Annotated in this window: 18 protein-coding genes; 12 read left to right on the forward strand and 6 right to left on the reverse strand. The window is 46.7% G+C overall.

Annotated features, from left to right (window positions below):
- The first annotated feature begins 36 nt into the window (after positions 1–36).
- Positions 37–543, forward strand: a complete 507-nt coding sequence (locus CEW91_RS05005) for a DUF2937 family protein (RefSeq protein ID WP_088767936.1) — start codon at positions 37–39, stop codon at positions 541–543.
- On the opposite strand, the gene CEW91_RS05010 is transcribed toward CEW91_RS05005, so the two are convergent.
- Entirely contained in the window at positions 497–2,173 is a 1,677-nt protein-coding gene (locus CEW91_RS05010) for an isovaleryl-CoA dehydrogenase (protein WP_088767937.1), read from the reverse strand. The two genes, CEW91_RS05005 and CEW91_RS05010, sit on opposite strands and share 47 nt — an antisense overlap.
- A gap of 126 nt (positions 2,174–2,299) precedes the next feature.
- Between CEW91_RS05010 and CEW91_RS05015 the strand changes: the two genes are divergently transcribed.
- A complete protein-coding gene (locus CEW91_RS05015; protein ID WP_088767938.1) occupies positions 2,300–3,712 on the forward strand; it encodes a GGDEF domain-containing protein in 1,413 nt (470 codons plus the stop codon).
- Positions 3,709–5,067 carry an MBL fold metallo-hydrolase RNA specificity domain-containing protein gene (locus CEW91_RS05020; protein ID WP_088767939.1) on the forward strand — a complete coding sequence of 453 codons (1,359 nt, stop codon included), beginning with the start codon at positions 3,709–3,711 and terminating at the stop codon, positions 5,065–5,067. The genes CEW91_RS05015 and CEW91_RS05020 overlap by 4 nt, the downstream gene beginning before the upstream one ends.
- Positions 5,068–5,078: 11 nt before the next feature.
- Here CEW91_RS05020 and CEW91_RS05025 read toward each other — a convergent pair whose 3' ends face one another.
- Positions 5,079–5,777 carry a nucleoside-binding protein gene (locus CEW91_RS05025; protein WP_088767940.1) on the reverse strand — a complete coding sequence of 233 codons (699 nt, stop codon included), beginning with the start codon at positions 5,775–5,777 and terminating at the stop codon, positions 5,079–5,081.
- Positions 5,778–5,948: 171 nt separating this feature from the next.
- Here CEW91_RS05025 and CEW91_RS05030 point away from each other — a divergent pair, with 171 nt between their 5' ends.
- The gene (locus CEW91_RS05030; RefSeq protein ID WP_088767941.1) at positions 5,949–7,538 is read left to right on the forward strand and encodes a sensor domain-containing phosphodiesterase; all 1,590 of its coding nucleotides are present in this window, start codon (positions 5,949–5,951) and stop codon (positions 7,536–7,538) included.
- Between the two features lie 7 nt (positions 7,539–7,545).
- Positions 7,546–8,241 carry a 2OG-Fe(II) oxygenase gene (locus CEW91_RS05035; protein ID WP_088767942.1) on the forward strand — a complete coding sequence of 232 codons (696 nt, stop codon included), beginning with the start codon at positions 7,546–7,548 and terminating at the stop codon, positions 8,239–8,241.
- Positions 8,242–8,330: 89 nt separating this feature from the next.
- On the opposite strand, the gene CEW91_RS05040 is transcribed toward CEW91_RS05035, so the two are convergent.
- Positions 8,331–11,102, reverse strand: coding sequence for a M16 family metallopeptidase (locus CEW91_RS05040; RefSeq protein ID WP_088767943.1), 2,772 nt, complete (start codon positions 11,100–11,102; stop codon positions 8,331–8,333).
- A 225-nt stretch (positions 11,103–11,327) separates the two neighbouring features.
- On the opposite strand from CEW91_RS05040, the gene udk reads away from it, so the two are divergent.
- Together udk and CEW91_RS05050 are read left to right on the forward strand one after the other, a co-directional pair.
- Positions 11,328–11,960 carry a uridine kinase gene (udk, locus tag CEW91_RS05045; RefSeq protein ID WP_088769362.1) on the forward strand — a complete coding sequence of 211 codons (633 nt, stop codon included), beginning with the start codon at positions 11,328–11,330 and terminating at the stop codon, positions 11,958–11,960.
- A 12-nt stretch (positions 11,961–11,972) separates the two neighbouring features.
- Positions 11,973–13,181: a NupC/NupG family nucleoside CNT transporter gene (locus CEW91_RS05050; RefSeq protein WP_088767944.1), complete on the forward strand. Its 1,209-nt coding sequence runs from the start codon at positions 11,973–11,975 to the stop codon at positions 13,179–13,181.
- Positions 13,182–13,201: 20 nt separating this feature from the next.
- Here the strand turns inward: CEW91_RS05050 and tesB are convergent, their stop codons facing one another.
- Complete coding sequence (tesB, locus tag CEW91_RS05055) at positions 13,202–14,062, reverse strand: acyl-CoA thioesterase II (RefSeq protein ID WP_088767945.1); 861 nt, start codon at positions 14,060–14,062, stop codon at positions 13,202–13,204.
- Positions 14,063–14,318: 256 nt separating this feature from the next.
- Here tesB and acnA point away from each other — a divergent pair, with 256 nt between their 5' ends.
- Positions 14,319–16,988 carry an aconitate hydratase AcnA gene (acnA, locus tag CEW91_RS05060; RefSeq protein WP_088767946.1) on the forward strand — a complete coding sequence of 890 codons (2,670 nt, stop codon included), beginning with the start codon at positions 14,319–14,321 and terminating at the stop codon, positions 16,986–16,988.
- Positions 16,989–17,060: 72 nt separating this feature from the next.
- Here acnA and CEW91_RS05065 read toward each other — a convergent pair whose 3' ends face one another.
- Entirely contained in the window at positions 17,061–17,768 is a 708-nt protein-coding gene (locus tag CEW91_RS05065; protein WP_088767947.1) for an SDR family NAD(P)-dependent oxidoreductase, read from the reverse strand.
- Entirely contained in the window at positions 17,765–18,133 is a 369-nt protein-coding gene (gene folK / locus CEW91_RS05070) for a 2-amino-4-hydroxy-6-hydroxymethyldihydropteridine diphosphokinase (protein WP_088767948.1), read from the reverse strand. Before folK ends, CEW91_RS05065 begins: the two co-directional genes overlap by 4 nt.
- A 142-nt stretch (positions 18,134–18,275) precedes the next feature.
- Here folK and CEW91_RS05075 point away from each other — a divergent pair, with 142 nt between their 5' ends.
- From CEW91_RS05075 to asnB, 4 genes are all read left to right on the forward strand, one after another.
- Complete coding sequence (locus CEW91_RS05075) at positions 18,276–18,779, forward strand: hypothetical protein (protein WP_088767949.1); 504 nt, start codon at positions 18,276–18,278, stop codon at positions 18,777–18,779.
- Positions 18,772–20,205 carry a sodium:solute symporter family protein gene (locus tag CEW91_RS05080; RefSeq protein ID WP_088767950.1) on the forward strand — a complete coding sequence of 478 codons (1,434 nt, stop codon included), beginning with the start codon at positions 18,772–18,774 and terminating at the stop codon, positions 20,203–20,205. The genes CEW91_RS05075 and CEW91_RS05080 overlap by 8 nt, the downstream gene beginning before the upstream one ends.
- Before the next feature lie 113 nt (positions 20,206–20,318).
- A complete protein-coding gene (locus CEW91_RS05085) occupies positions 20,319–21,386 on the forward strand; it encodes an aspartate/ornithine carbamoyltransferase family protein (RefSeq protein ID WP_088767951.1) in 1,068 nt (355 codons plus the stop codon).
- A gap of 18 nt (positions 21,387–21,404) precedes the next feature.
- Positions 21,405–23,420: an asparagine synthase (glutamine-hydrolyzing) gene (asnB, locus tag CEW91_RS05090; protein WP_088767952.1), complete on the forward strand. Its 2,016-nt coding sequence runs from the start codon at positions 21,405–21,407 to the stop codon at positions 23,418–23,420.
- Positions 23,421–23,430 lie beyond the last annotated feature (10 nt).

Consider the following 23,430-nt stretch of genomic DNA (forward strand, 5'->3'; position numbering starts at 1 on the left):
AGCCTAGAGTTGTTTTAGACTGCGTAAGGAGAGAGCATGGGTGTTGTCACATCTTACCTGAGAATTATTTTGCTGATTCTGGGCGTACTGGCTGGTATTCAATTACCGGGCTTTGTTGATCAATACGGCAAAAGCCTTAATGCTCATCTAATAGAGTCAGAAAAAAGCCTTGATGCATTCAGAGACGAAGCAGAGAAGTTTTTCGATGGTGATATCGAACAGCTCATTGCTCACTATGAGGCCAGTGACGATATCGTCTTCCAGGAAGGAGGACAAAGCATTAGCGCTATTTACACGCGCCATCAGTTATTACTCCGTGCGCTGAATAAATTTAACGAAAACGCCTGGAATGCTTACACTCAGGCTTTTATTTCTCCCGTACCAGACATACAACAGGAAGTCAGAATTGACTTTTCCTACACGGTTAAGTTGAATCCGGGCGCTATCCTATTTGGCTTGGTTTGCGGTTTAGTACTCGCTATTGTCGGTGAACTATTTATTCGTTTGTTGGCGCGCCCCTTTCGACGATCGCCGCACAGTTAAGTCCACTCGGCATGGTTCCATAATTCAAGCCGCTATTGGACGCTAGGCGGCTTGCGCAAAAGGCGTCAGCAACATCATTTGTGGCGTGTTGAAGCAATAAAGCACCCTGTAAGCCTACCGCCATTTTGTCTGCAATAGTCCTTGCTCTATATTGCAGAGTGTTTATATCGCTAAATTCCGATTTTAAGCTACGCACAAAGGTATCAAAGCGTTGATCCGCTCCCTGAGCCTTCGCTAATTCAGTAAAGTAAGCGTCGAGAACCTCCGGTTGCTTTTCAATTGCACGCAAAATATCAAGGCACTGAACATTGCCGCTGCCTTCCCATATCGCATTCACAGGTGACTCCCGGAATAAACGCGGCATAATATGGTTTTCCATCACACCGCTGCCACCAATAACCTCCATCGCCTCGTAGGCATGGTTTGGTGTACGCTTGCAAATCCAATATTTCCCAATGGGTGTGGCAATGCGGGACAACAACTTTTCGTGCTCGTTGTCCTGGTTGTCCATTGCTCGGGCAATGCGCATGGTGTATGTCATGGCCGCTTCACTTTCTATTGCCAGGTCAGCCAGTAAGTTTTGCATGAGCGGTTGCTCGCTTAACCGGGCACCGAAAGCTTTGCGATTAGAGGCGTGATGGATGGCTTGAGCCACCGCCTGGCGCATGCCGGACGACGAACCTATCATGCAGTCGTAGCGAGTGGTAGCGACCATTTCGATAATCGTGCGAACACCGCGACCTTCTTCGCCGACCATCCAGCCCAAAGCTCCGCGCAACTCGGTTTCGCTGGAAGCGTTGGCGGCGTTGCCCATTTTTTGTTTCAACTGTTGTATTTGTAGCGGGTTTTTAGATCCATCGGGGCGCCAACGGGGGACTAAAAAGCACGATAAACCGTTTGTCGTTTGTGCTAACACAAGAAAAGCGTCACACATAGGTGCTGAAACAAACCATTTGTGTCCAATGAGCTCATAGGCTTCCCCCGAACCTTGTTGACCAATGGCGTAAGCGCGAGTCGAGTTTCGACGCACGTCAGAGCCACCTTGCTTTTCGGTCATCGCCATACCAATCGTCACGGCGCTTTTTTCGGTATGGGGTCGGTTGCTTGGGTCATAAACGCGGGCTGTGATTTTAGGCGCCCATTCTTTGAGTAAATTGGGTTGGTGGCGCAGAGCCGGAAGAGCGGCAAAGGTCATCGTAATAGGGCAGCCGTGCGCGGCTTCAACTTGAGTATGCAGGTAATATTTTGCGGCGCGAGCCACATGAGCTCCCGGTTTAGGGTCGCTCCAGGGGCTGGCATGCAACCCATGCTCAATGGCGGTTGTCATTAATTGGTGATAACTGGGGTGAAAGTCGACCTGATCAATACGATGCCCATAGCGGTCGTGAGTTCTTAGCTCCGGCGGATATTTGTTTGCCTGAAACCCAAGCTCAATACTTTCACGTTGACCGGCCAGTGCACCAAAAGCAATAAGGTCAGAATAGGCCCAGCTGGCTCCCTCACGTTCGACCGCCGCCTGAAGTGCCTTGTCAGCTAAATACAGATTATAGTTTTCTAAAGGCTCAGGCTGGTTTTCAACCTCATGCGTGCTGGCCATGAACTCATTGGCTTTTGGGTATTGTGGCGTCATGTTTCACTCCTTATTAATGTTGAGTGAAGCAAGATAAATTCGCCCCGTCAATAGACTAAAGGTTGCCTTTTGAGGGTTTTTTGATAACAGTAAGAGACATAATAAAAAATAATAAGACGGTTTATATTGCGCCAAATAATTATAAGAACATTACTGTTAGCGCTTGCCTGGATAATTTTGTGGCGTGTTGCAGGAATAATGGAATACGCGCCGCACGCCAGTATTTGGTTTCCGCCAGCGGGGCTGACGTTCGCTGCATTTCTGGTTATGAGCTGGCGAGCCTTTCCCGCAATACTGCTTGGCAGTATCGTGACAACGTTATGGGTATCTGATTTATACGGTGACCAAACACCGGTCAATGAGTTACTCGTTACTGGTTTGATTTTTGGGGTTGCGCATACGGCGCCTTATTTCTTAGGCGCCTGGTTGCTGCGTTCTAAATTACTTCGCTTAGGCAGCCACGGCTTGTCGAGCACCATTATGGCGTTTTTAGGTATTGCTGCACTGTCGTCATTTTGTGCGGCGTGGCTGGGTACTGAGGTCATGGTTGCCGGTAACTTGCTTCAAGCTGAGGCGCTTTGGTACACCTGGTTGCCTTGGTGGATAGGGGACTTGAGCGGGGTTATCGTGCTCACGCCTATTTTTATTGCGTTGGTAAGTTGGCGTTACCCACAAATAGAACGTTGGTTAGGCGGCTTAAAGTTTACTGAAGGCGGAGGCAGCTGGTCGTCCTTCTCTACAAAGTTGTTGATTATTGTCATTATGTTGGCAGTTTGCTTAGTCATTTCTATGTTTTCCAGCTACGAAGAGGCTGCCTTTCTGGTCTTCTTTTTAATTTTACCTTTGCTTTGGGTTTCCTATACCGAGTCGCCTTTAAAAACCGCTATAGCACTTGCCGTCTTTAGTACCATTACGGCCTTCTCTATTGGCCTATTAGGGTTGATGGATTACGCTATCGTGTATCAGTTTGCGGTCACTGTTATAGCGTCAACGGCTTGGTTTGGATTAACAGTTCCGGCGCTAGTCGCACATAATCAATACCTGACGCATCAAGTGTCGCAAGACGGTTTAACAAGCGCAGCGTCTCGTGAACACTTTATGCAACAAGCGGACTTATTACTGAAAATGGCTCGGCGACGTAACAAACCTATTTCAGTCATTATGTTTGATCTCGATAAGTTCAAAGCAATTAACGACACTTACGGTCATATTGTTGGTGACTCAGCGCTTGTTGAAATTACCAATGCGGTCAATGCGCAGTTGCGGGAGTCGGATGTACTCGGTCGCTTTGGTGGCGACGAGTTTATGATTTTACTTCCTGATACCGATCAAAGCGGTGCCGTGGGTGTTGCGCATAAACTGAGAGAAGGCATATCGAAAATAGTCATACCATCACTTGCAGAGCGTTTGTCATGCAGCTTTGGTGTAGCACAGGTATCAAAAGATGAACATATTATGGTCGCTGTTGACCGGGCCGATAGGGCGTTATTACAAGCAAAGCGAAACGGCCGTGATCGCATAGAAAAGGACGCTGTATGAAAATTGTATTTCTTGGCGGTGCAGAAACCGTAACGGGCTCTAAATACTTAGTTGAAACCGATTCCACCCGACTCTTGATCGACTGTGGCTTATTTCAGGGCTACAAGTGGCTACGACGCCGCAATTGGCAGCCTTTGCCAATGGGTATTCAGGATGTTGACGGTGTGGTTCTGACACATGCGCATTTAGACCACTCCGGTTTTATTCCGGTTTTGTATAAAAATGGCTACCGTGGTCCTGTTTTTACGCATCACGCAACGGTCGGTCTGTGTGATATTTTGCTGGCGGACAGTGGCCGTATACAAGAAGAGGACGCCAAGTACCTTGGTAAACATAAGCTTAGTCGGCATGAAAAACCTGAACCTCTCTACGACGAAGCCACGGCGAAAGCGTCTATGACGTTATTTCAAGGCGTTGAATATCATCAACAATTTTCCATTGGCGATATTACTATTACGTTAAGAAAAGCGGGCCACATTTTAGGTGCTGCCAGCGTTATTTTGGAAGCTGACGGTAAGCGGGTTGGCTTTTCCGGTGATCTTGGTCGGCCAAATGACATTATGATGTATCCGCCGGAGCCGCTGCCTGAACTTGATTTACTGATGTTGGAATCGACTTATGGAGACCGGCGTCATCAGGCAACCGAGAGTGCAGAAGAACAATTAGCGGAAGTGGTCAATGAAACCTCTCAGTCCGGTGGTGTCCTTTTAATACCGAGTTTCTCAGTAGGCCGCGCCCAGTTGTTACAGTATTTGTTGGTAAAATTAATGGATGAAAAGCGGATTCCAAGGCAACCTATTTTCCTGGATTCTCCCATGGCCATTAATGTGTCCGGCTTGTATCAACGGTTTCATGACTTGCATAAGTTGTCGGATGCTCAGTGCCAAAATACTTTTAACAAAGTGGAGTACACGCGTTCAGTTGATGACTCAAAGGCGATAGCCTCTCAAACTGGACCGCATATCATAATTGCCGGTAGCGGTATGGCAACAGGTGGCCGAATTTTGCATCATTTCAAGCATTGGCTGGCCGATCATCGCGCAACGGTGCTGTTCAGCGGTCACCAGGCAGGCGGTACACGCGGTGCAAAAATGCTACAAGGTGTTGAGTCGATTAAACTGCATGGCGAGTGGCTGCCGGTTAAGGCTCGTATAAGAGCGTTAGAGGGGCTGTCAGGGCATGCGGATTATGAAGAAATTACACAGTGGTTGAAGCAGTCTGAATTAAAGCCCAATACGGCGATTCAGTTGGTGCATGGCGAGCCTGACGCTCTCGAAACATTCCGCGATCACCTTATGCAGACGACGCCTTTCGACGTCGATGTCGCGGATTATCAAGGGGTGTATCATTTATAGAAAAATGGCACTTAAAAGTGCCATTTAATCAATAAGTTCGGGTTTTTCTCGTTAACCCCGTCAATATAAAACTTATTGCGCCAGTATACGTACTCGAGCCCAACGTAAAGTGGCGCAGACAGGTCAAAATAAGGCGCCAAATTCCACTTGAGCTGAGACGTAAAATTCATATTAGCCGGGCCGATACCGCTAATACCAGAGGCATAATCTAAAAAGCCGTCATACATCCATTGGGTTTCACCAATGGAGAAAGGCACACCCCAGGACAAGGTCACTTGGTAGTTGTTGTCAAACCCATCGTTGTTTCTCTTGTACGCATCAACTTCAAAAAACTGAAAGCCGGGTACATCAAAAGCTGCGCCTATGCCATAAAGGTAGTGAGTAAAACCGTCACCAACTTCTGCGGTCGTGGTAACGCTTAAGTTATTGACGATGTTGTCTTCAAACTGGACGAAGTAGATTTCCGGAGAGATCTCAATATAGGTTTCGGTATCGCCGTTATCAGACTCTAAGCGGTCGGCGAAAGAGAAAATTTTGCCCCAACTGTACCCGCCAACGTATTCAAGAGTGATAACCTGGCGGTCAGGGTCGCCAACTTCATAGTCACTACCATTTAAGTAGGTGAGACTGGTGTCTGACCAATACTTTTCTGCGGTTGCTGAAAAAGGCAAAGCTAAAAGAATGAGTAAAGAGAAAACGATGTGTTTCATGGATAAAGCGCCTAAATTTTAGTCAAGTTTGCAAAAACGGAGCGATTATACGCAAGCTGGACTGTAAATTTAAAGAAATATCTGCGATTGCGGGCTGTTATTATTCAATCGAATTCGTTACATTACAAAAAGCTAACATCTCTACTGAGTCGCTGAGGTAATCAAGCGCGAATGCGTGATCAATTTTTGTTAAAGCAGTACATAAATACGTTAGAGTCTACTGCGCTTTGTGCCCGACTGTCGCCGTCTGGTCACATTCGTTGGTTAAGTGACTCCATGCATAAGCTGCTCGATATTCACTACCTAAAACAGACCACAGCGTTTCGTGATTTCCTGCACCCTGACAACAGACAGCATGTAACAGAAGTTATAAGCTATGCAATTGAATCGGGTAACAGCTGGAACGGTACGGTTTGCCTTGAAAGCAATACACGCACGAACTGGTGTCGTTGTATGACCATTCCACTATACGACGAAGCGGGTACGCTAAATGAATTGGTTCTGTTGTTTCAGGATATCTCCCGAGAAGTTCACCTCGATGAACTGCTGCAAGAAGCGCGCTATGATCGGGTAACCGGCTTACCAACGAGAGTTGATTTATTAAACGACCTGAAACGTGTAAAAGCACAATGTCTTGCCGTACTTGATATACGAAAGTTCCGCAGTTATGCGGACTTTTATGGTTTAGACTTTGGTGACGAACTGCTTCGTAAATTCAGTTTATGGGCACAAAAGCAGCTAAAGCCAAACCATATTAATATTTATCGCTTGTACAGTGACAAGTTTGCACTGATTCCTGATTTTCGAATGATACCCACGTTGTTTGAAAGTCATTTACTGCACTTTTATGAAGCCTTGTCTGACCTTAAGTTGCAAGTGCGTGACGTAGAGGCGAATTTGGACGTGGCCATAGGAATGGGGGTTGGCGACAGCAAGCACCTGCAGCTCGCCGAGAGTGCTTTGTCAAAAGCCAAGGCAATTTATTCCGGGCACAAAATAGAAGTCGTGCGAGAACGCGAGTTCTTAAAGGAAAACAGGGTTAATTGGATTCCTAAAATTCAATCGGCTATTACTGATCATCGTTTTGTGAACTATTACCAGCCAATTAAAAGCACCTCGAACGAGCGTCCGAGTTATTATGAAGCACTGGTGAGAATGCGCGACAACAACAGTGACTTACCTCCGGGAATGTTTCTCGATAAAGCAAAAACGACGCGTTATTACTGTGAAATTACACGTTCAGTTATAGAGCAAGCGGTGTTAGCGTCTGAAGAATTTGGCGTTGCGATATCGGTGAATTTGTCCATTGAAGACATACTCAACGACAAAACCGTGAATTTCATACAGTACGTGCTCATGGAACACAAAAAAGCGCAGCTGATATTTGAAATCACCGAAACGGAATCGACTGAAGATTTTGAAAAAGTTCAGACGTTTGCGCAAGAGGTAAGGCAGTTGGGCGGTCAAATTGCGATTGATGATTTTGGTGTAGGGTATTCGAATTTCTCCCGATTAATTAGTCTGCGTCCGGACTACCTGAAAATTGACGGTAGTATCGTTCAGAATGTTTTATATGATGAGACCAGTGCTAGCATTTTGAATGGCATGATTAGCATTTGTAAGGAATTGAATATTCCTATTGTGGCTGAGTTTGTTGAAAACGAAGAAGTGAACAGCTATCTGTGTAGCCAGAACATTGAGTACCTGCAAGGCTACTACATTGGCAAACCAAGTCCTGAAGTAAACCGACTACTAAACTGATTTTCCTATGACTGATTTTATAGAAACTTACGATAATGCATTGTCGTCAGACTTTTGTAAGCAGTTGATTGATACGTTTGAGAGCTCCAGACACACCTTTCAAGGCCGCACTGGCGGTGGCGTGGATGTGGAGAAAAAGTCGAGTACAGACTTAATGCTTAACTCTCACGCGGAGTATCAAGACTTACTGCTGAAAATTCAAAAAACGACGGCAGACCATGCCTTGCAGTATTTTAAGAAATATCACTTTGCGTTAATTGCGCCGGTTGCGTTGACACTGCAACACCCTAAAACCCAAAAGCCAACGCCTCTGACTCATGAAAACTTCGATGAAATAGCCAAAGGCAATGAAATGGCTATTATGCAAAAGTTGTTTCGAGTTGGTGCTATTCAAATGCAGCGATACCGAAAAGGTGAGGGTAACTACAATTACTGGCATTGTGAGACGTTTCCACAAAAAGGCTCAACCGAGCCACTGCATCGAGCTTTGTTATTTATGTACTATTTAAACGATGTGGAAGAGGGGGGTGAGACTGACTTTTACTATCAGAAACGTTCGTTAAAGCCCAAAGCCGGGCAAATGGTCATTGCCCCAGCTTACTTCACCCATACTCACCGCGGCAGAACGCCGGTATCTAATGATAAGTACATTCTCACCAGCTGGATTCTGCATAGTCGCGCCGAGCAGTTATTTGGCGCTTAGCGGTTCAAGGCATTAGTTAGCGTTAAGGCATAAAAAAAGCCCCGGCTTCATCATTAAGCCGGGGCTTTTTATTGAGCCTGTTTTACTTTTTATTCTTCGTCACTTTGAAGAATAGTGATTTCGCCCAGATTCAGTTCGCGAACTTTATCTTCGATTTCAGCTAAGTCACCAACAATAACCCAGGTCATTGCGTTTGGCGTTAAGACATTGTCTGCACTTTGCTGGATATCATCCAGAGTAATTGCATTGATGCGCTGACCATAGGACTCAAGATACTCGACATCCTTGCCTTTGTTAAAGGTATTCACCAACCCGCTCAGCAAAGCGCCTTTGGTTTCATAAGCGCCAGGAAGCTTGGCGGTTTTGTTGGCTTTAACTTTGGCTAGTTCATCGTTGGTTGCCGGCTTACCGTTTTCATATTGAGTAAACTCTTTGACAATTTCCTGAATGGACTCCTGAGTCTTGTCCGTTTGAACCGGCGCAAGTGCCATTAATAGCCCGGGACCTTCATTGTCCAGCCAGATAGAACGGGCACCGTAAGACCACCCCTTATCCTCACGAAGGTTCATGTTTAAACGACTGGTGAAACTGCCGCCAAGAATCGTATTCATCACGTCAATCGTGTCGGCGTTGTCGACTTGACCTGACGGTGCAAGCTGACCGGCAATAATTAATGACTGAGGTGTTCCCGGTTTATTAATCAGGAAAACGCGACTGTTGGTTGACGCTGCAGACGCGTCCAATGTTTTTTCAGGCTTAGGTGTTGCCGGAGCCTGCCAGCTGGCAAATTGCGCTTCCAGCAGTGATTTAGCTTGTTCTACTGTGGTATCACCCACAATGACCAGTTTTGCATTGTCCGGACGTAGCCAGGTTTGTGCATGTTCAACTAAGTCTTCACGCGTCAGAGACTTAATTGACTCGACCGTACCAGAGCCCGTCAGTGGCTGGCTATATGCATGACCGTCACCGAACATTAAGCCAGGTAAAACACGCAGAGCCTGAGTTTGAGGACGAGCTTCCTCTTTGCGAATACCCTCTATCCAGTTTGAGCGCTTACGTTCAATTTCTTCTTCTGAGAAAGCTGGGTTTTGCAGTACGTCATTCATGAGTGCCATGCTTTCTGCAAAGTTAACGCTCAGGGTGTCCATACTAATGCGGGAACTATCCAGACTGGCTGACGCATTTAGGTTGGTACCTAAAGATTCTAAGCGTTCACTTAATTCTAACGAGCCCAAACTTTCAGTTCCTTCTTTCAGCATTGACATGGTGTAGCTTGCGGTACCTAATTTACCGCCAACATCCGACGCATAACCGCTGTCAAAAACTAAGCTCATTTCAATGGTGGGTGTATCAGTACGTTGTGCCAAATAGACATCTAAACCATTCGACAATGCAAACTGCTCAACCTCCGGTAACTCCAGCTGAGGTAAGTCGCCAACATTAGGGAGTTCAGAGCGATCCGCATCCGTTTCCTGTGCCATATAGTTTGGCTGAGGCACAACATTGAGAACAAAGTCACCATTGGATAACCATTCTTGAGCGGCATTTTGAAGGTCACTGACGGTTGCCTGTTTCGTCCACTCCATTTCCTGTGCATAGAAACCAGGGTCGTCGTGGTAGACGGCACCAGAGGCGAGAATGTCAGACTTACCACCGAAGCCACCGACTTTTTCGGCACGGCGGACAAAATTCGCTGTATTACTGAATTTAGTGCGTTGCAGCTCAGCTTGTGTCGGGCCTTCATTAATTAGGCGTGACAGTTCTTCATTAATGATGGCTTCAATTTGCTCGAGTTCAACGCCCGCTTTGGCATCGGCGGTAATCATAAACTGCCCGGCAAGAGTACGACCATATTGGAACGCACCGACTGAGCTGGCAATTTGCTCTTCGTATACTAAGCGCTCATAAAGACGTGAGTTTTTACCATTAGCTAGGATGTCAGCAAATAGTTCAAGATATTCGGAGTCGGCTGTACCCATTTGTGCAGTATTCCAAACTTTATAAACTCGAGCGGCTGGAACACGGTCTTCCATGGTCGCACGTTTGGTTTCATCGCGTTTTGCGACCCAGGTTTCTTGTTTTTTCAACGGTTTGCCTGGGTCGATGTCAGCAAAGTATTTGGTGACCTTCTCTTTCGCGGTTTCAACATCAATGTCACCCGCTAAGACGAGTACAGCGTTGGCGGCACCATAGTAGTCTTTAAACCATTGGTGTACGTCGTCCAGTGTCGCTGCATTTAAGTCTTCCATCGAGCCAATAACCGACCATGAATAAGGATGACCTTCCGGGAACGTTTGCTCGGCAATGTAGCTCCAGGCTTTACCGTATGGCTGAGCTTCACCCTGGCGCTTCTCGTTTTGTACAACGCCACGTTGTTCGTCGAGCTTTTCTTGAGTAACAGCGCCTAACAAATGACCCATGCGGTCCGACTCCATCCATAACGCCATATCAAGCGCAGGAGTCGGGACATTTTCAAAGTAGTTGGTGCGGTCGTTGTTGGTGGTGCCGTTCATTTCAGTGGCGCCGGCACGTTCAAAGGGACCAAAGTATTCGTCGTCGTAGTTTTCAGTACCATTAAACATCAAGTGTTCAAACAGGTGCGCGAAACCCGTTTTACCAGGTTTCTCGTCCTTAGAGCCAACGGCGTACCAGACGTTAACGGCAACAATGGGGGCTTTGCGGTCTTCATGAACGACAACCGTTAACCCGTTATCTAAGGTAAAGGTTTCATAGTTAACCTTTACTTCAGGAAACTGAGACTGGCTAACAGCGGTTGTATTACTAACCGATGTTGTTGACTGGCAGCCACCTAAAAGAACCGTCGTCACTGCGACTGCAGTGAGGGTTTTCATCATTTTCATAATTATTCCCAATATTGTTTTTATAAGCCCCTCTACTATACGAAACCCCAACGGGGTGTGCCCGATAAATGACCTGTTAAATTGTAACGAAATTAAACATATTGAAACCGCCCACTGTTTTTTGTGATAAATAAGGTTTCAGTCAAGTCTTTTAATTACGCAGACAATCAAGGATAATTGCGCGCGATTTGCAGAAAATAGATACGGTATCTTGTGAATAAGACGGTGAATAAGACGACAGTTATAGCAATAGCGGGGGCTTCAGCGTCAGGCAAAAGTTTGTTTGCCTCGACGGTTTATCAGGAGTTAGTTGCGGAGTTGGGCACTGACGGTATCGCCATTCTCGCCGAGGATGCCTACTACCGTGATCAGAGTCATATGACGATGGAACAGCGAGTTCTGACCAACTATGACCAACCGGCGGCCTTCGAGCATGACTTGCTCATGAAGCACTTAAAACAGTTGAAGGCTGGCGAAGCAGTTGAAATGCCGCAGTACAGCCATAAAACGCACACCCGCCTTCCCGAAACCATTAAAGTGGCCCCGGCAAGGGTGGTTATGGTTGAAGGTATTTTATTACTGACGGACGAAAAGCTGAGGGAACAGTTCGATATTTCCGTATTTATGGATACCCCCCTTGATATTTGCTTGCTGCGTCGTATTAAACGCGATATTGAAGAGCGTGGCAGAAATTTACAGTCGGTAACAGAGCAATACGAACAGTATGTGCGCCCGGCGTTTTTTGACTTCATTTTCCCATCTAAGCAATACGCTGATCTTGTTGTCACTCGTGGTGGCCAGAACGAAATAGCCATTGACATTATAAAAACAAAAATACGTCAGTTGCTGGCGGAATAAACTGGTTTTCTTATGAATAGTATTCTTGGCATTGCCATTATTTTTCTCGTTGCTTATCTGGTTTCGACAAACCGCAAAGCTATCCGCTGGCGAACCGTTCTCGGTGCGTTTGCTATTCAAGTTGTTCTTGCTGGCTTCGTACTTTACGTGCCTATTGGTCGTGAAATGCTGTTTGGTTTCGCACAGGGCGTATCGACTGTTATTGGCTACACCAAAGCGGGTATCGACTTTTTGTTTGGCAACTTAGCATCCGAAGACTTTGGTTTTGTGTTTGCCATTCAAGTGCTGTCCGTGATTGTCTTTTTCTCTTCACTTATTTCCGTGCTCTACTATCTGGGCATTATGAAGTGGGTCATCCGCATACTCGGTGGTGGTCTGCAGAAACTGCTGGGCACCAGTCGTCCGGAATCAATGTCAGCGGCGGCAAATATTTTCGTGGGGCAGACAGAAGCGCCCATGATGGTGCGGCCTTTCATCGGCACCATGACACGCTCTGAACTTTTTGCCGTAATGGTCGGCGGCATGGCGTCCGTTTCCGGATCCGTTTTAGCGGGTTATGCAGGGGTTGGCGTGGAGCTAAAATACCTAATTGCGGCAAGCTTCATGGCAGCTCCAGCTGGCTTCCTTATGGCCAAAATGATGATTCCGGAGTGTGAAAAGCCACGTAACGATCTTGAAGAAATAGAAGTGGATGATAACTCAGCTAACGTTATTGATGCGGCAGCGCAAGGTGCGTCCAGTGGCTTACAACTGGCGATGAATGTGGGCGCAATGTTGCTGGCGTTTGTGGCGCTTATTGCGTTAATTAATGGGATTTTCGGATGGGTTGGTAGCTGGTTTGGTTACGCTGATTTAACCTTGCAGGAAGTATTTGGTTATGTCTTTCAGCCGGTCGCGTATGTGTTAGGCGTCAGCTGGGATGAAGCGAACCTTGCCGGTAGTTTCATTGGCCAAAAGCTGGTTATAAATGAGTTTGTTGCTTATCTCGATTTTGTGAATTACAAAGAGCAAATGAGCGAGCACTCGCAGGTGATTGTGACGTTCGTGCTATGTGGCTTTGCGAACTTTTCATCCATTGCTATTTTGCTTGGTGGTCTTGGTGGTATGGCGCCAAGTCGCCGTCATGACATAGCCAGACTGGGTATGAGAGCGCTTTTAGCCGCGACGCTTGCAAATATGATGAGTGCCGCTATTGCTGGGTTCTTTGTTTCTCTAACCTAATAAAAAACGAGAGGCCGCAATTAACTGCGGTCTCTCATGACACCTTCCTGAATGGTCGATGCGACCAACATACCGTCTCTGGTATATATTTGACCACGTACCAGGCCACGCTGCCCACTGGCCGATGGGCTGTCTATTGCGTACAAGACCCAGTCATCCATGCGGAAATCACGATGGAACCACATGGCGTGGTCAATGGTCGCAACCTGCATATTGGGTTGCGCAAAACTAACGCCATGAGGCTGTAACGCGGTTGGAAGAAAGTTAAAGTCTGACGCATAAGCCAGTAGGTATTTATGCACGCGAGTGTCCGCGGGCATATTGCCGTTGGCTTTTAACCAAACATAACGCTTTGGTTCGTCCTTTTCCGGTTTAAATGGGTTATAGGGCGTCACAAAACGCATTTCTATTGGTTTTTCACAAATAAATTTATTGCGAAGTGGCGCCGGAATCAATTCTTCGTGTTCGCGGTAAATATCCAGATCTGATATCAAGCCTTCTGGTCCGGGAACTTCCGGCATGACGTCCTGGTGTTCAAAACCGCTTTCCTGCTGTTGAAACGATGCGGTCATATAGAAAATAGGCTTGCCGTACTGAATGGCTTGTACCCGCCGCGCTGAAAAACTTTTACCGTCGCGAATGTTTTCTACGTCGTAAACAATGGGCTTTTTAGCATCGCCCGGACGCAAAAAGTAGCTGTGAAACGAGTGGCAGACACGTTCGGCCGGTAATGTTTCTTTTGCCGCAGACAGCGCCTGACCAATGACCTGGCCGCCAAATACAGCACCAAAGCCTAAATCCTGACTTTGACCGCGGTATAACCCGTCTTCAATGGTTTCCAGTGTCAATAGGTTCAATAAATCGTCGAGTACCTTGCTCATTTCCTGCGTCCTGTAGTGCTGATTTAAACTTAAGTCTTATTGATCTTAAACGGTTTTTTCGGACTATGTAATATAAAGTAAGAAAATAACGATTATAGTAGATTAAGTGAACATTTTACGTGCGGTGTGTTGGCACAAGTCTTAGATTTGTGTTTGCATAGAAAGCACTTTATGTGGCTCAAACGATTCTGTTTGTCTATATTAGAAGTATCGTTTGGCTTAACAAAACGCTTAAGAAGCGAAAGGGAGAGTATCTATGTCAGGCAACGACAGTCTGAAAAACTTAAGTACATTAGAGGTTAACGGAAAAACCTTTCATTACTACAGTTTGCCCAAAGCGGCAGAAGCTCTAGGGGATATTTCAAAACTTCCGGCTTCAATGAAAGTGTTGTTAGAAAACTTGCTGCGCAATGAAGACGGCAGCACAGTGAATGAAGACGATTTAAAAGCCATGGTCGATTGGCAGAAAGAAAAGAAAATTGACCGTGAAATACAGTACCGCCCGGCGCGCGTACTGATGCAAGACTTTACTGGTGTACCTGGCATCGTCGATTTAGCCGCCATGCGAGACGCGGTTGATAAAGCGGGGCACGATCCGGAAACCATTAACCCGTTGTCACCGGTCGACTTGGTTATCGACCACTCGGTAATGGTTGATAAGTACGCAAGTCCTGAAGCGTTTAAAGAGAACGTTCGCATTGAAATGGAACGCAACAAAGAGCGTTACGAGTTCCTGAAATGGGGGCAGGGCGCGTTTGAAAACTTCCGCGTAGTGCCGCCAGGCACAGGTATTTGTCACCAGGTAAACTTGGAATATTTAGGTAAAAGTGTCTGGACTAAAGAGGAAGACGGTAAAACGTTTGCATTCCCGGATACTCTAGTTGGTACTGACTCACACACCACCATGATCAACGGTATTGGTGTATTAGGTTGGGGTGTTGGCGGCATTGAAGCAGAAGCCGCAATGCTGGGCCAGCCGGTTTCTATGCTGATTCCAGAAGTGGTTGGTTTCCGTTTAACTGGTAAACTCAACGAAGGCGTTACCGCAACCGACTTGGTATTAACCGTTACGCAAATGCTGCGTGAAAAAGGTGTGGTTGGTAAGTTTGTTGAATTCTACGGTCCAGGTTTAGACAACCTGCCGCTGGCAGACCGTGCGACCATATCAAATATGGCACCAGAGTATGGTGCAACCTGTGGTTTCTTCCCGGTGGATGATGAAACATTGCGTTACTTCCGCCTGTCAGGTCGTGACGAAGAGACCATTGAACTGGTTGAAAAGTACAGCAAAGCTCAGGGCTTATGGCGTGACAACGACAACGAACCTGAGTATACCGACTCGTTGGAGTTAGACTTAGGTGATGTGACGGCATCGCTTGCTGGACCTAAACGTCCACAAGATCGCGTCAACATGGAGCAGTTAGGTAGTAACTTTGACCTGATTCTTGAGACAAATGGTCAATCGGCTGAAAAAGATAAAGAAGTACCTGTAAAAGGCAAGGATTACAGCTTGTCACATGGTGACGTTGTTATCGCCGCTATTACCTCTTGTACCAACACCTCAAACCCAAGCGTTATGATGGCAGCGGGTCTATTAGCTCAAAAAGCGATAGAAAAAGGGTTAATGCGTAAGCCGTGGGTTAAGTCATCGCTTGCGCCAGGCTCTAAAGTCGTGACTGATTATCTGGCGAAAGCTGGTTTAGATGACTACCTTGATAAACTTGGGTTTCACCTAGTGGGTTACGGTTGTACGACGTGTATTGGTAACTCGGGTCCATTGGACGATGAAATTACCGAAGCGATTCAAGAGGGTGATTTAACCGTATCTTCGGTGTTGTCGGGTAACCGCAACTTTGAAGGGCGTGTTCACCCAGAAGTTAAGGCAAACTGGTTGGCGTCACCACCGCTAGTCGTTGCTTATGCGTTAGCCGGGACAACTCGTACTGACTTAACTAAAGACCCTATTGGTAAAGACAAAGACGGAAACGACGTATTCTTGAAAGACATTTGGCCAAGCAGCGCCGAAATCTCGGAAGCGGTGAAAACGGTTGATAACCAAATGTTCGGCAAAGAGTACGCTGAAGTCTTTGCTGGTGACGAAGAGTGGCAGAACATTAGTGTCGCTGAGGGTAAAACCTATAATTGGCAGGATGAGTCGACCTACGTTAAGAACCCACCGTTCTTCGAAGGTATTGATAAGCCATTAGAAGGGCCAAGCGATATAAAAGACGCAAATGTCTTAGCGGTGTTTGCCGACTCGATTACCACTGACCATATTTCGCCAGCGGGTTCTATTAAGCCGGATTCTCCTGCGGGCAAATACTTGCAGGAAAACGGTGTGGCAGTGAAAGACTTCAACTCGTATGGTTCGCGTCGTGGTAATCATGAAGTCATGATGCGCGGCACATTCGCCAATATTCGTATCAAGAACCAAATGCTCGACAATGTTGAGGGTGGCTTTACTAAGTTCATTCCGACCGGCGAGCAAATGCCAATTTACGACGCTGCCATGAAGTACATGGAAAACGACACACCTTTAGTCGTGTTGGCTGGTAAGGAATACGGTACGGGCTCTAGCCGAGACTGGGCAGCAAAAGGTACTCGGTTACTGGGCGTTAAGGCTGTTATCGCAGAAAGTTACGAGCGTATTCACCGTTCTAACCTGGTTGGCATGGGCGTTCTGCCGCTGCAATTTGCCGACGGAGAGAGCGTTGAGGATCACAAACTCACTGGTGAAGAGCAAATTTCGGTATTGGGGCTGAGCGATGACCTTAAACCGGGTCAAATGCTGGACGTTGTTGCAAAACGCAAAGACGGTTCAGAGGCTAAGTTCAAGGTGAAATGTCGTATCGACACTGGTAACGAAATGAACTATTACAAGAATGGCGGTATTTTGCATTACGTACTGCGCCAAATGCTTAAGTAATCGTTATCTAGTACGACAAAACCCCGGCGTCTTAGCCGGGGTTTTTTTATTGGCTGTTAACAGGTAACGGCACTACAAATTAAGCGCTCTGCCACCATCAACTTTTATCGACTCGCCGGTTAGAAATGGGTTGTCACGTAAAAAGCGGACGGTGTCTATCATTGGCTCTAATCCACCTTCTACACGTAAAGGTGTTTCGTCTAGCACCTGCATTTTATGTTCGTTGTCATGTTCCGGCAGGAATAAAATCGGTCCTGGTTGAATGGCGTTCACACGTACATCCGGCGCTAATGCTTTTGCAAAGGCCTGAGTCATATTGGCTAAGCCGGCTTTCGCTGCGCAGTAAGCAATGTAATTAGTGGACGGTTTGTCAGTGTAGATATCCGTAATGTTGATTATAAGCCCATTGTCGGAATTCGACAGTTGCTGTTGCAAACCCGTTATGAGCAAATAGGGAGCAATATTGTGTACCTGAAAGATGGCTTCAAGCGCTTCTGAATCGTTGTCTACGGTGTCGTTGTCGAAAAAACAGGACGCATTATTAATCAACAGATCCAGTTTGGAACTGTGCTTCTTAATTTGAGTAACCATCTCTTTAACGTCGTGCTGGCGGGCAAAGTTCGCTTGAATGGGCTCTGCACCTAATTGACTCAGTTCATCAACACCGTCTTTTGAGCTGTTGTAATGCGCAAAAACTTTGTAGCCGTCTTCTATCAGTGCTTTGGCGACTTCAAATCCGAAGCGGCGTCCAGCACCTGTCACTAGTGCGGTTTTTGTCATGATGCAAGCCCCAATTCTGTTGTGAGTGATTGTAAGTAATCTGGCACTTCCGGCCCCTCATCAAGAGGTCCTAAAATATCGATATCGATGGTTCTGTCTTTTATGCTTCTTTCTGGATCACTGCGATCGCGTCCCAGAGCTTCCTCTATTTGGTTAAACCGTTGTTTAAGCTCATGTGAGCTAAGTGATGTATCGATAATAAACAAGGCATTGAGAAACCCGTTTTGTGTATCAATATCAACCGGCTTCGTGGCTATGTTTTGACTGAATAAGCAGTTACTGTTCAACGCCTGTAACTGTTGTTTTGCGTGGTGGATATTCATTTCAGGATCGATGTTCGACCCCAGACTGCATAAATATTTCATAAGTAAAAGCCACTAAACGTAAAAAATATGTTGTGTCATATACGGTGTACAGCGTAAAACGGATGCCGCCTGAAACAGTTGAAATTGCTATAATTGGCTGATAGCCTGAAATTTCAACTTGCGTTGGCGAGCAGATGTCTCAATGACAAAAAACAAAAAAAGCGTTAACTATTGTTATATCTTGTTTTTATTTTGTTTTATTGGCTTTCTGCCAACGACAGCCCTTGCCGATGAATCCTCTTCTCAGCTTACCATTGAAGGGCCAAGCTCGGTTATTAAAGAAGGGTACTTTAATGTCTCAGTGTCTGCAAAGTCTGATAAGCAAAAGCTTAATAAGCTTACGATTGAAGTCGCGACCGATACCGACTTCACTCAGAATAAAAAACAGTTTCCTGCATTAGGGGATTTTTCCACCATTTCACTGACTGGTTTTTCAGATGGTCTTTATCATTTAAGAGCCAGAGCCGAAACCTCGGACGGCGATGTACTGGTCAGTAATGTCATTCAAGTCACAGTTGAGCATTACCCGTTATGGCAGGCGCTGACACTATTTTTTATTGGTTTAATTATTTTTGTGGCCGTCGTAACGACGTTGCTTCTATTTCACCGTAACTGGACACACTCACGGCACCATTCTCATGACTGAATTTGCACTGGACACTCGTACCGGCATTCTCATCATTGTGCTTTTCGGCCTATTTTGGATAGGCTTCGGTTATTGGCTCGGGCGTAAAAATAAAAGCCACGAAGATTTTGCGCTGGCCGGTCGAAATGTTGGCTTTGCGTTTGCAGCTGCTACAGCAATGGCAACCTGGGTGACCAGCAACACCACACTGGTTGCACCGCAACTGACGTTCCAGTTTGGCGTGTGGGGTATGATTGGCTACTCATTCGCGGCGCTTGGCCTCATTCTGTTTGCCCCTATGGCAAAACGCATTAAAGAGTTGTTGCCCAACGGTTATACCTCAGGTGACTTTATCCGACTGCGCTATGGTCAGTTTGCCTGGGTCGTGTTCATGATTATTTCTGTGGTCTATGCATTCGGCTGGTTAATCAGTCTGGGCATGGCGGGCGGTATTCTTTTGGAGTCTTTGACCGGTCTTGAGTACCACATTGGTATGACGACCATTTTGGTCATTTGTGTGGGATATACCTTGTTTGGCGGCATGCGCGCGGTTATCGCAACCGACTTTATCCAGGCTCTCATTATTATCGCTGGGGTCAGCTTTATTGCCTATTGGCTTATCGACAATATCGGTCTTGGCAGCATTCATGATAATTTGACAGCGGAGCACCCAAAACTGCTGGATGTCTTATTTCCTGCCGCCGTTATGTTCTTATTTAATAATATTTTCTTTGGTCTGGGTGAGATATTTCACTCCAACGTATGGTGGTCACGGGCATTGTCGTTTAAAAAAGGTGTCGCTTATAAAGCCTATTTGACGGGCGGATTAATGTGGCTTCCTATACCTATTGTTACTGGTTTTATTGCTTTGGCGGCACCGCAGCTGGGTATATTTCCGCCGAGCATGGACATGATAGGCCCCACGGTTGCAGCTGCCGTTTTAGGGAAAGCTGGCGCGGTTATCGTTTTCATCGTGATATTTTCAGCCTTAGCGTCCAGTCTTGACTCTTTACTGGCAGCGACCTCAGACCTGGTTACACAGGATATTTATCATAAAAAGCTAAAACCAGGTGCGTCAGATAGAAACCTGATGCGGTTTAACAGAAGCTGTATTTTAGGGCTTGGTATTGTGACCTGGCTTTTCTGCCTGCCAAAAATTGCCACTCTGGGGGCATTACTGAATTTTGCTGGAGCATTTGTGGCGAGCACTATCTGGCCCATACTGTTAGGGCTCTATCACAAAAAGCTGACAGGCACCTATGCGGCCATAGCAATGGCTATTGGCACCGCATGCGGCATGATAGGGTATTTCATCATCGGGTTTTATGTGGCTGCGCTGGTGTCGTGTGCCGTATCGGGCGTGATATGTGCTGTGGGTATTATGACCAGCCAAGACAGCTTTGACTGGAACCAACTGCGGGAGGAAGACGCACATGATAATGAGTGAGTTGGTATTCGAGTGGATGATCATCATCGCATTGATCCTCAGCTGCTTAGCGCCTGTAATACTTCTGGTGCTCTGGGTAAAAGATTTAATTTCAAAAACAATATGGTAATTCTATGAATATAAAGGATGTATCCTTCGAACGTGAGCGCCCAGATGTCTGTGGTGATGCCCACCCGAAGGCGTTGTTAAAAGCTATTCAGGAGGACGGCGATTACCTACTGAAATTGGCGAATCAACACATCGTGTCGGCTGATCAGTTTTCTCAGCAAGGCATGTTGCAGTTGTTTCGCTTGGCGGCAAAGTATGAAGCTAACCCGCGTCGTTTTAGTACGTCGTTACAGGGCAAGATTCTAATCAGTGCTTTCTACGAGCCCAGCACTCGTACGCGGCTCTCTTTTGAAAGTGCATGGCATCGGCTAGGCGGCGATATTATGTCAATAACCGACCGCTCAACTACTGGTATCGCAAAAGGCGAGTGTTTGTCGGACATCGCTGAAATGTTCAATAACTACGGCGATTGCGTGGTGCTGAGGGACAACAACGAGACCTCGTTAGAGGAAATGATCGATTCACTGCGTATTCCAATTATCAATGCTGGCAATGGTGCCGACGAGCACCCGACGCAAGCACTGTCAGATATGTACGCGATATTTAAATGGCGCCCTGATTTAGTCACTGAAGAAGCGGAAAAAGCGCCTATAAAAGTCGGTATTATCGGTGTGCCCAATAAAATGCGTACGGTGCGAAGCTTTATAAAGTGTTTAACCAAGTTTCCGAAAGCTATCGATGAAGTGGTCATCATCCACGATGAAGCGTCAACAGAGCAGCTATTTGGTAGCGAACAAAAAGAACAGGTAGAGCAGGCGGGTATTAAGATTCGCAGCACCAGAGATCTCGATGAGGTATTACCAGAGCTTGATGTGGTTTATATCAATGCCATTTCATGGGAAGGTAACTCAGTGAATACGTACGGCAGTGAATTTCATTTGTCGGCAAAGTCGCCACTGAAAGAAAGCGCCATTATTTTGCATCCACTGGCGCGTGGTGAAGAACTTTCAACGGACTTAGATCATACGCCTCATAACTGGTATTTCAGTCAGGCCAGAGGGGCAGTGTTTTTACGTATGGCGCTACTGACCTGCATGGTTCAGCGAGCTGAGCGCGTCATTGATGTCGTTTAATACGAGGAAAAGCAAAGAATGTGCGGAATTGCTGGCGTTTTTCATCACCAAACGGAAAGAGACATTAACCCTCAAACCCTGGTTAACATGGCGGCGATTATGCATCATCGCGGGCCTGATGGGTTTGGCTACAAGATTCAACCAGAGCGTGGCGTAGGCTTTAGTCACGCTCGCTTATCTATTATTGACCTCGATGAAAACCGGGGACGGCAACCTTTTATGTCGGCAGATAAACGCTTAATGCTGACACATAATGGCGAATTCTATGATTTTAAACGTATTCGGGCTGATTTAACGGCACGCGGTGCACGCTTTAACAGTAAAAGCGACTCAGAAATTGTTCTGCACTTGTTCGAGCGTTATGGACTGGAAGAAACGCTAAAAGAGCTGCGTGGCGAGTTTGCATTCGGTTTGTTTGATGCCAAAGACGACAGTCTGTATTTAGTGCGCGACCGTTTCGGCATCAAACCATTGTACTGGACGGAAACCGAGCACGGAGTAGTGTTTGGCTCGGAATTGAAGGTGCTGTTTGCGCACCCGGACGTTAAGCGCGAATTCTCAGCTGAGGGCTTGTACCACCAATTAATCCAGGTCATGGTGCCCGGCTCGACAGCGTTTGAGGGCATTAATCAGGTGCAACCGGGCTATGTTGTTAAATTGCAGCGTAAAAACGGCAAAGTGGTTGCGTCAGAACACAAATACTGGGACGTCGATTTCCCGCCTGAGCACAGTTATCCGGGCGCTGATGTTGATGAAGACGAATACATTGAAGGCGTCCGTGCCAAGTTACTCGAAGCGGTGCAACATCGAATGACCGCCGATGTGCCGGTAGGCTGTTATTTGTCAGGTGGCATCGACTCATGCTCGATATTGGGTCTGGCTTCAGCGTCAACGCAAACTTCCGTAAAAGCGTTTACCATCGGTTTCGATTCCGACGACTATGACGAAACGCCAATAGCGAAAGAAATGGCCGAAGCAACCAATGCTGACCACCACATTATGAGCCTGAATGCCAACGACCTTTACGATCACTTTGTGAAAACGCTGTGGCATACCGAGCGAACCATCTATAACACTCTGGGTGTTGCTAAATACCTGATGAGTCAACAAGTGCACGAAGCAGGCTACAAAGTGGTGATGACGGGTGAGGGCTCTGACGAATTATTTGCTGGCTACCCGGCGTTCCGCAAAGACATGTTTTTGCATGGACTGGATCACTTGCCGGAAGTTGAGCGAGTTGAATGGCAGGAGTTGTTGGAGAAGAACAACGCTTTATTTAAAGGAGCAATGCTGGCTCGTGAAGAGTTTGTCAGTGAGGCGTTTAATAAGAAAATGGGCTTTACGCCAAGCTGTGTGCAGCCTTGGTTGTCCTGCTCTTCCGTAGCCTTACCCTTGATGTCGGCGAAGAAGCGACAAGAAGTCGAGAGTTATGATCCGAGCGAAGCAATTGCGGATACTTTGGACGAGAGCATGCTGGAAGGGCGTCATCCGCTCGACAGAGCCCAGTATGTTTGGATTAAAACTATGCTGGAAGGGCAGATACTCACCTGGGGTGGTGACCGCGTCGATATGGCAAACTCGATGGAAGCGCGTCCTGCGTTTCTTGATCACCATTTAGCGGAGTATGCGTTTACGGTGCCGCCGCATTTACGCATTAAAGGCAACAAAGAAAAGTACGTACTGCGCGAAGCGATGAAAGGTTTATTACCGGAAACCCTGTATAAACGCGAAAAATTTGCCTTTATGGCACCACCGGCGCATACCGACCCCGAGAAGTGGAAAGCCGTAGAGAAGCTGGCTGAACAGTTTTTAAGTAAAGACGCAGTAGAGTCAGCAGGGTTACTCGACTATGACGAAGTGGTTAGAACCTTTGAACGTCATCAGGACGAAAGTGTGCCTAACGAAGAACGTGTACAGCTGGACGCTGTGATTAACCACATGCTGGGTGTTCAGGTGTTACACCACCACTTTGTCGCAACCGACGTCCCTCAGCAAGCAGAACAGCGAGCAAAAGAACTCGGCTGGACTGCTTAGCTTTCTAATC

Source organism: Idiomarina piscisalsi (assembly GCF_002211765.1).
Taxonomy (GTDB): domain Bacteria; phylum Pseudomonadota; class Gammaproteobacteria; order Enterobacterales; family Alteromonadaceae; genus Idiomarina; species Idiomarina piscisalsi_A.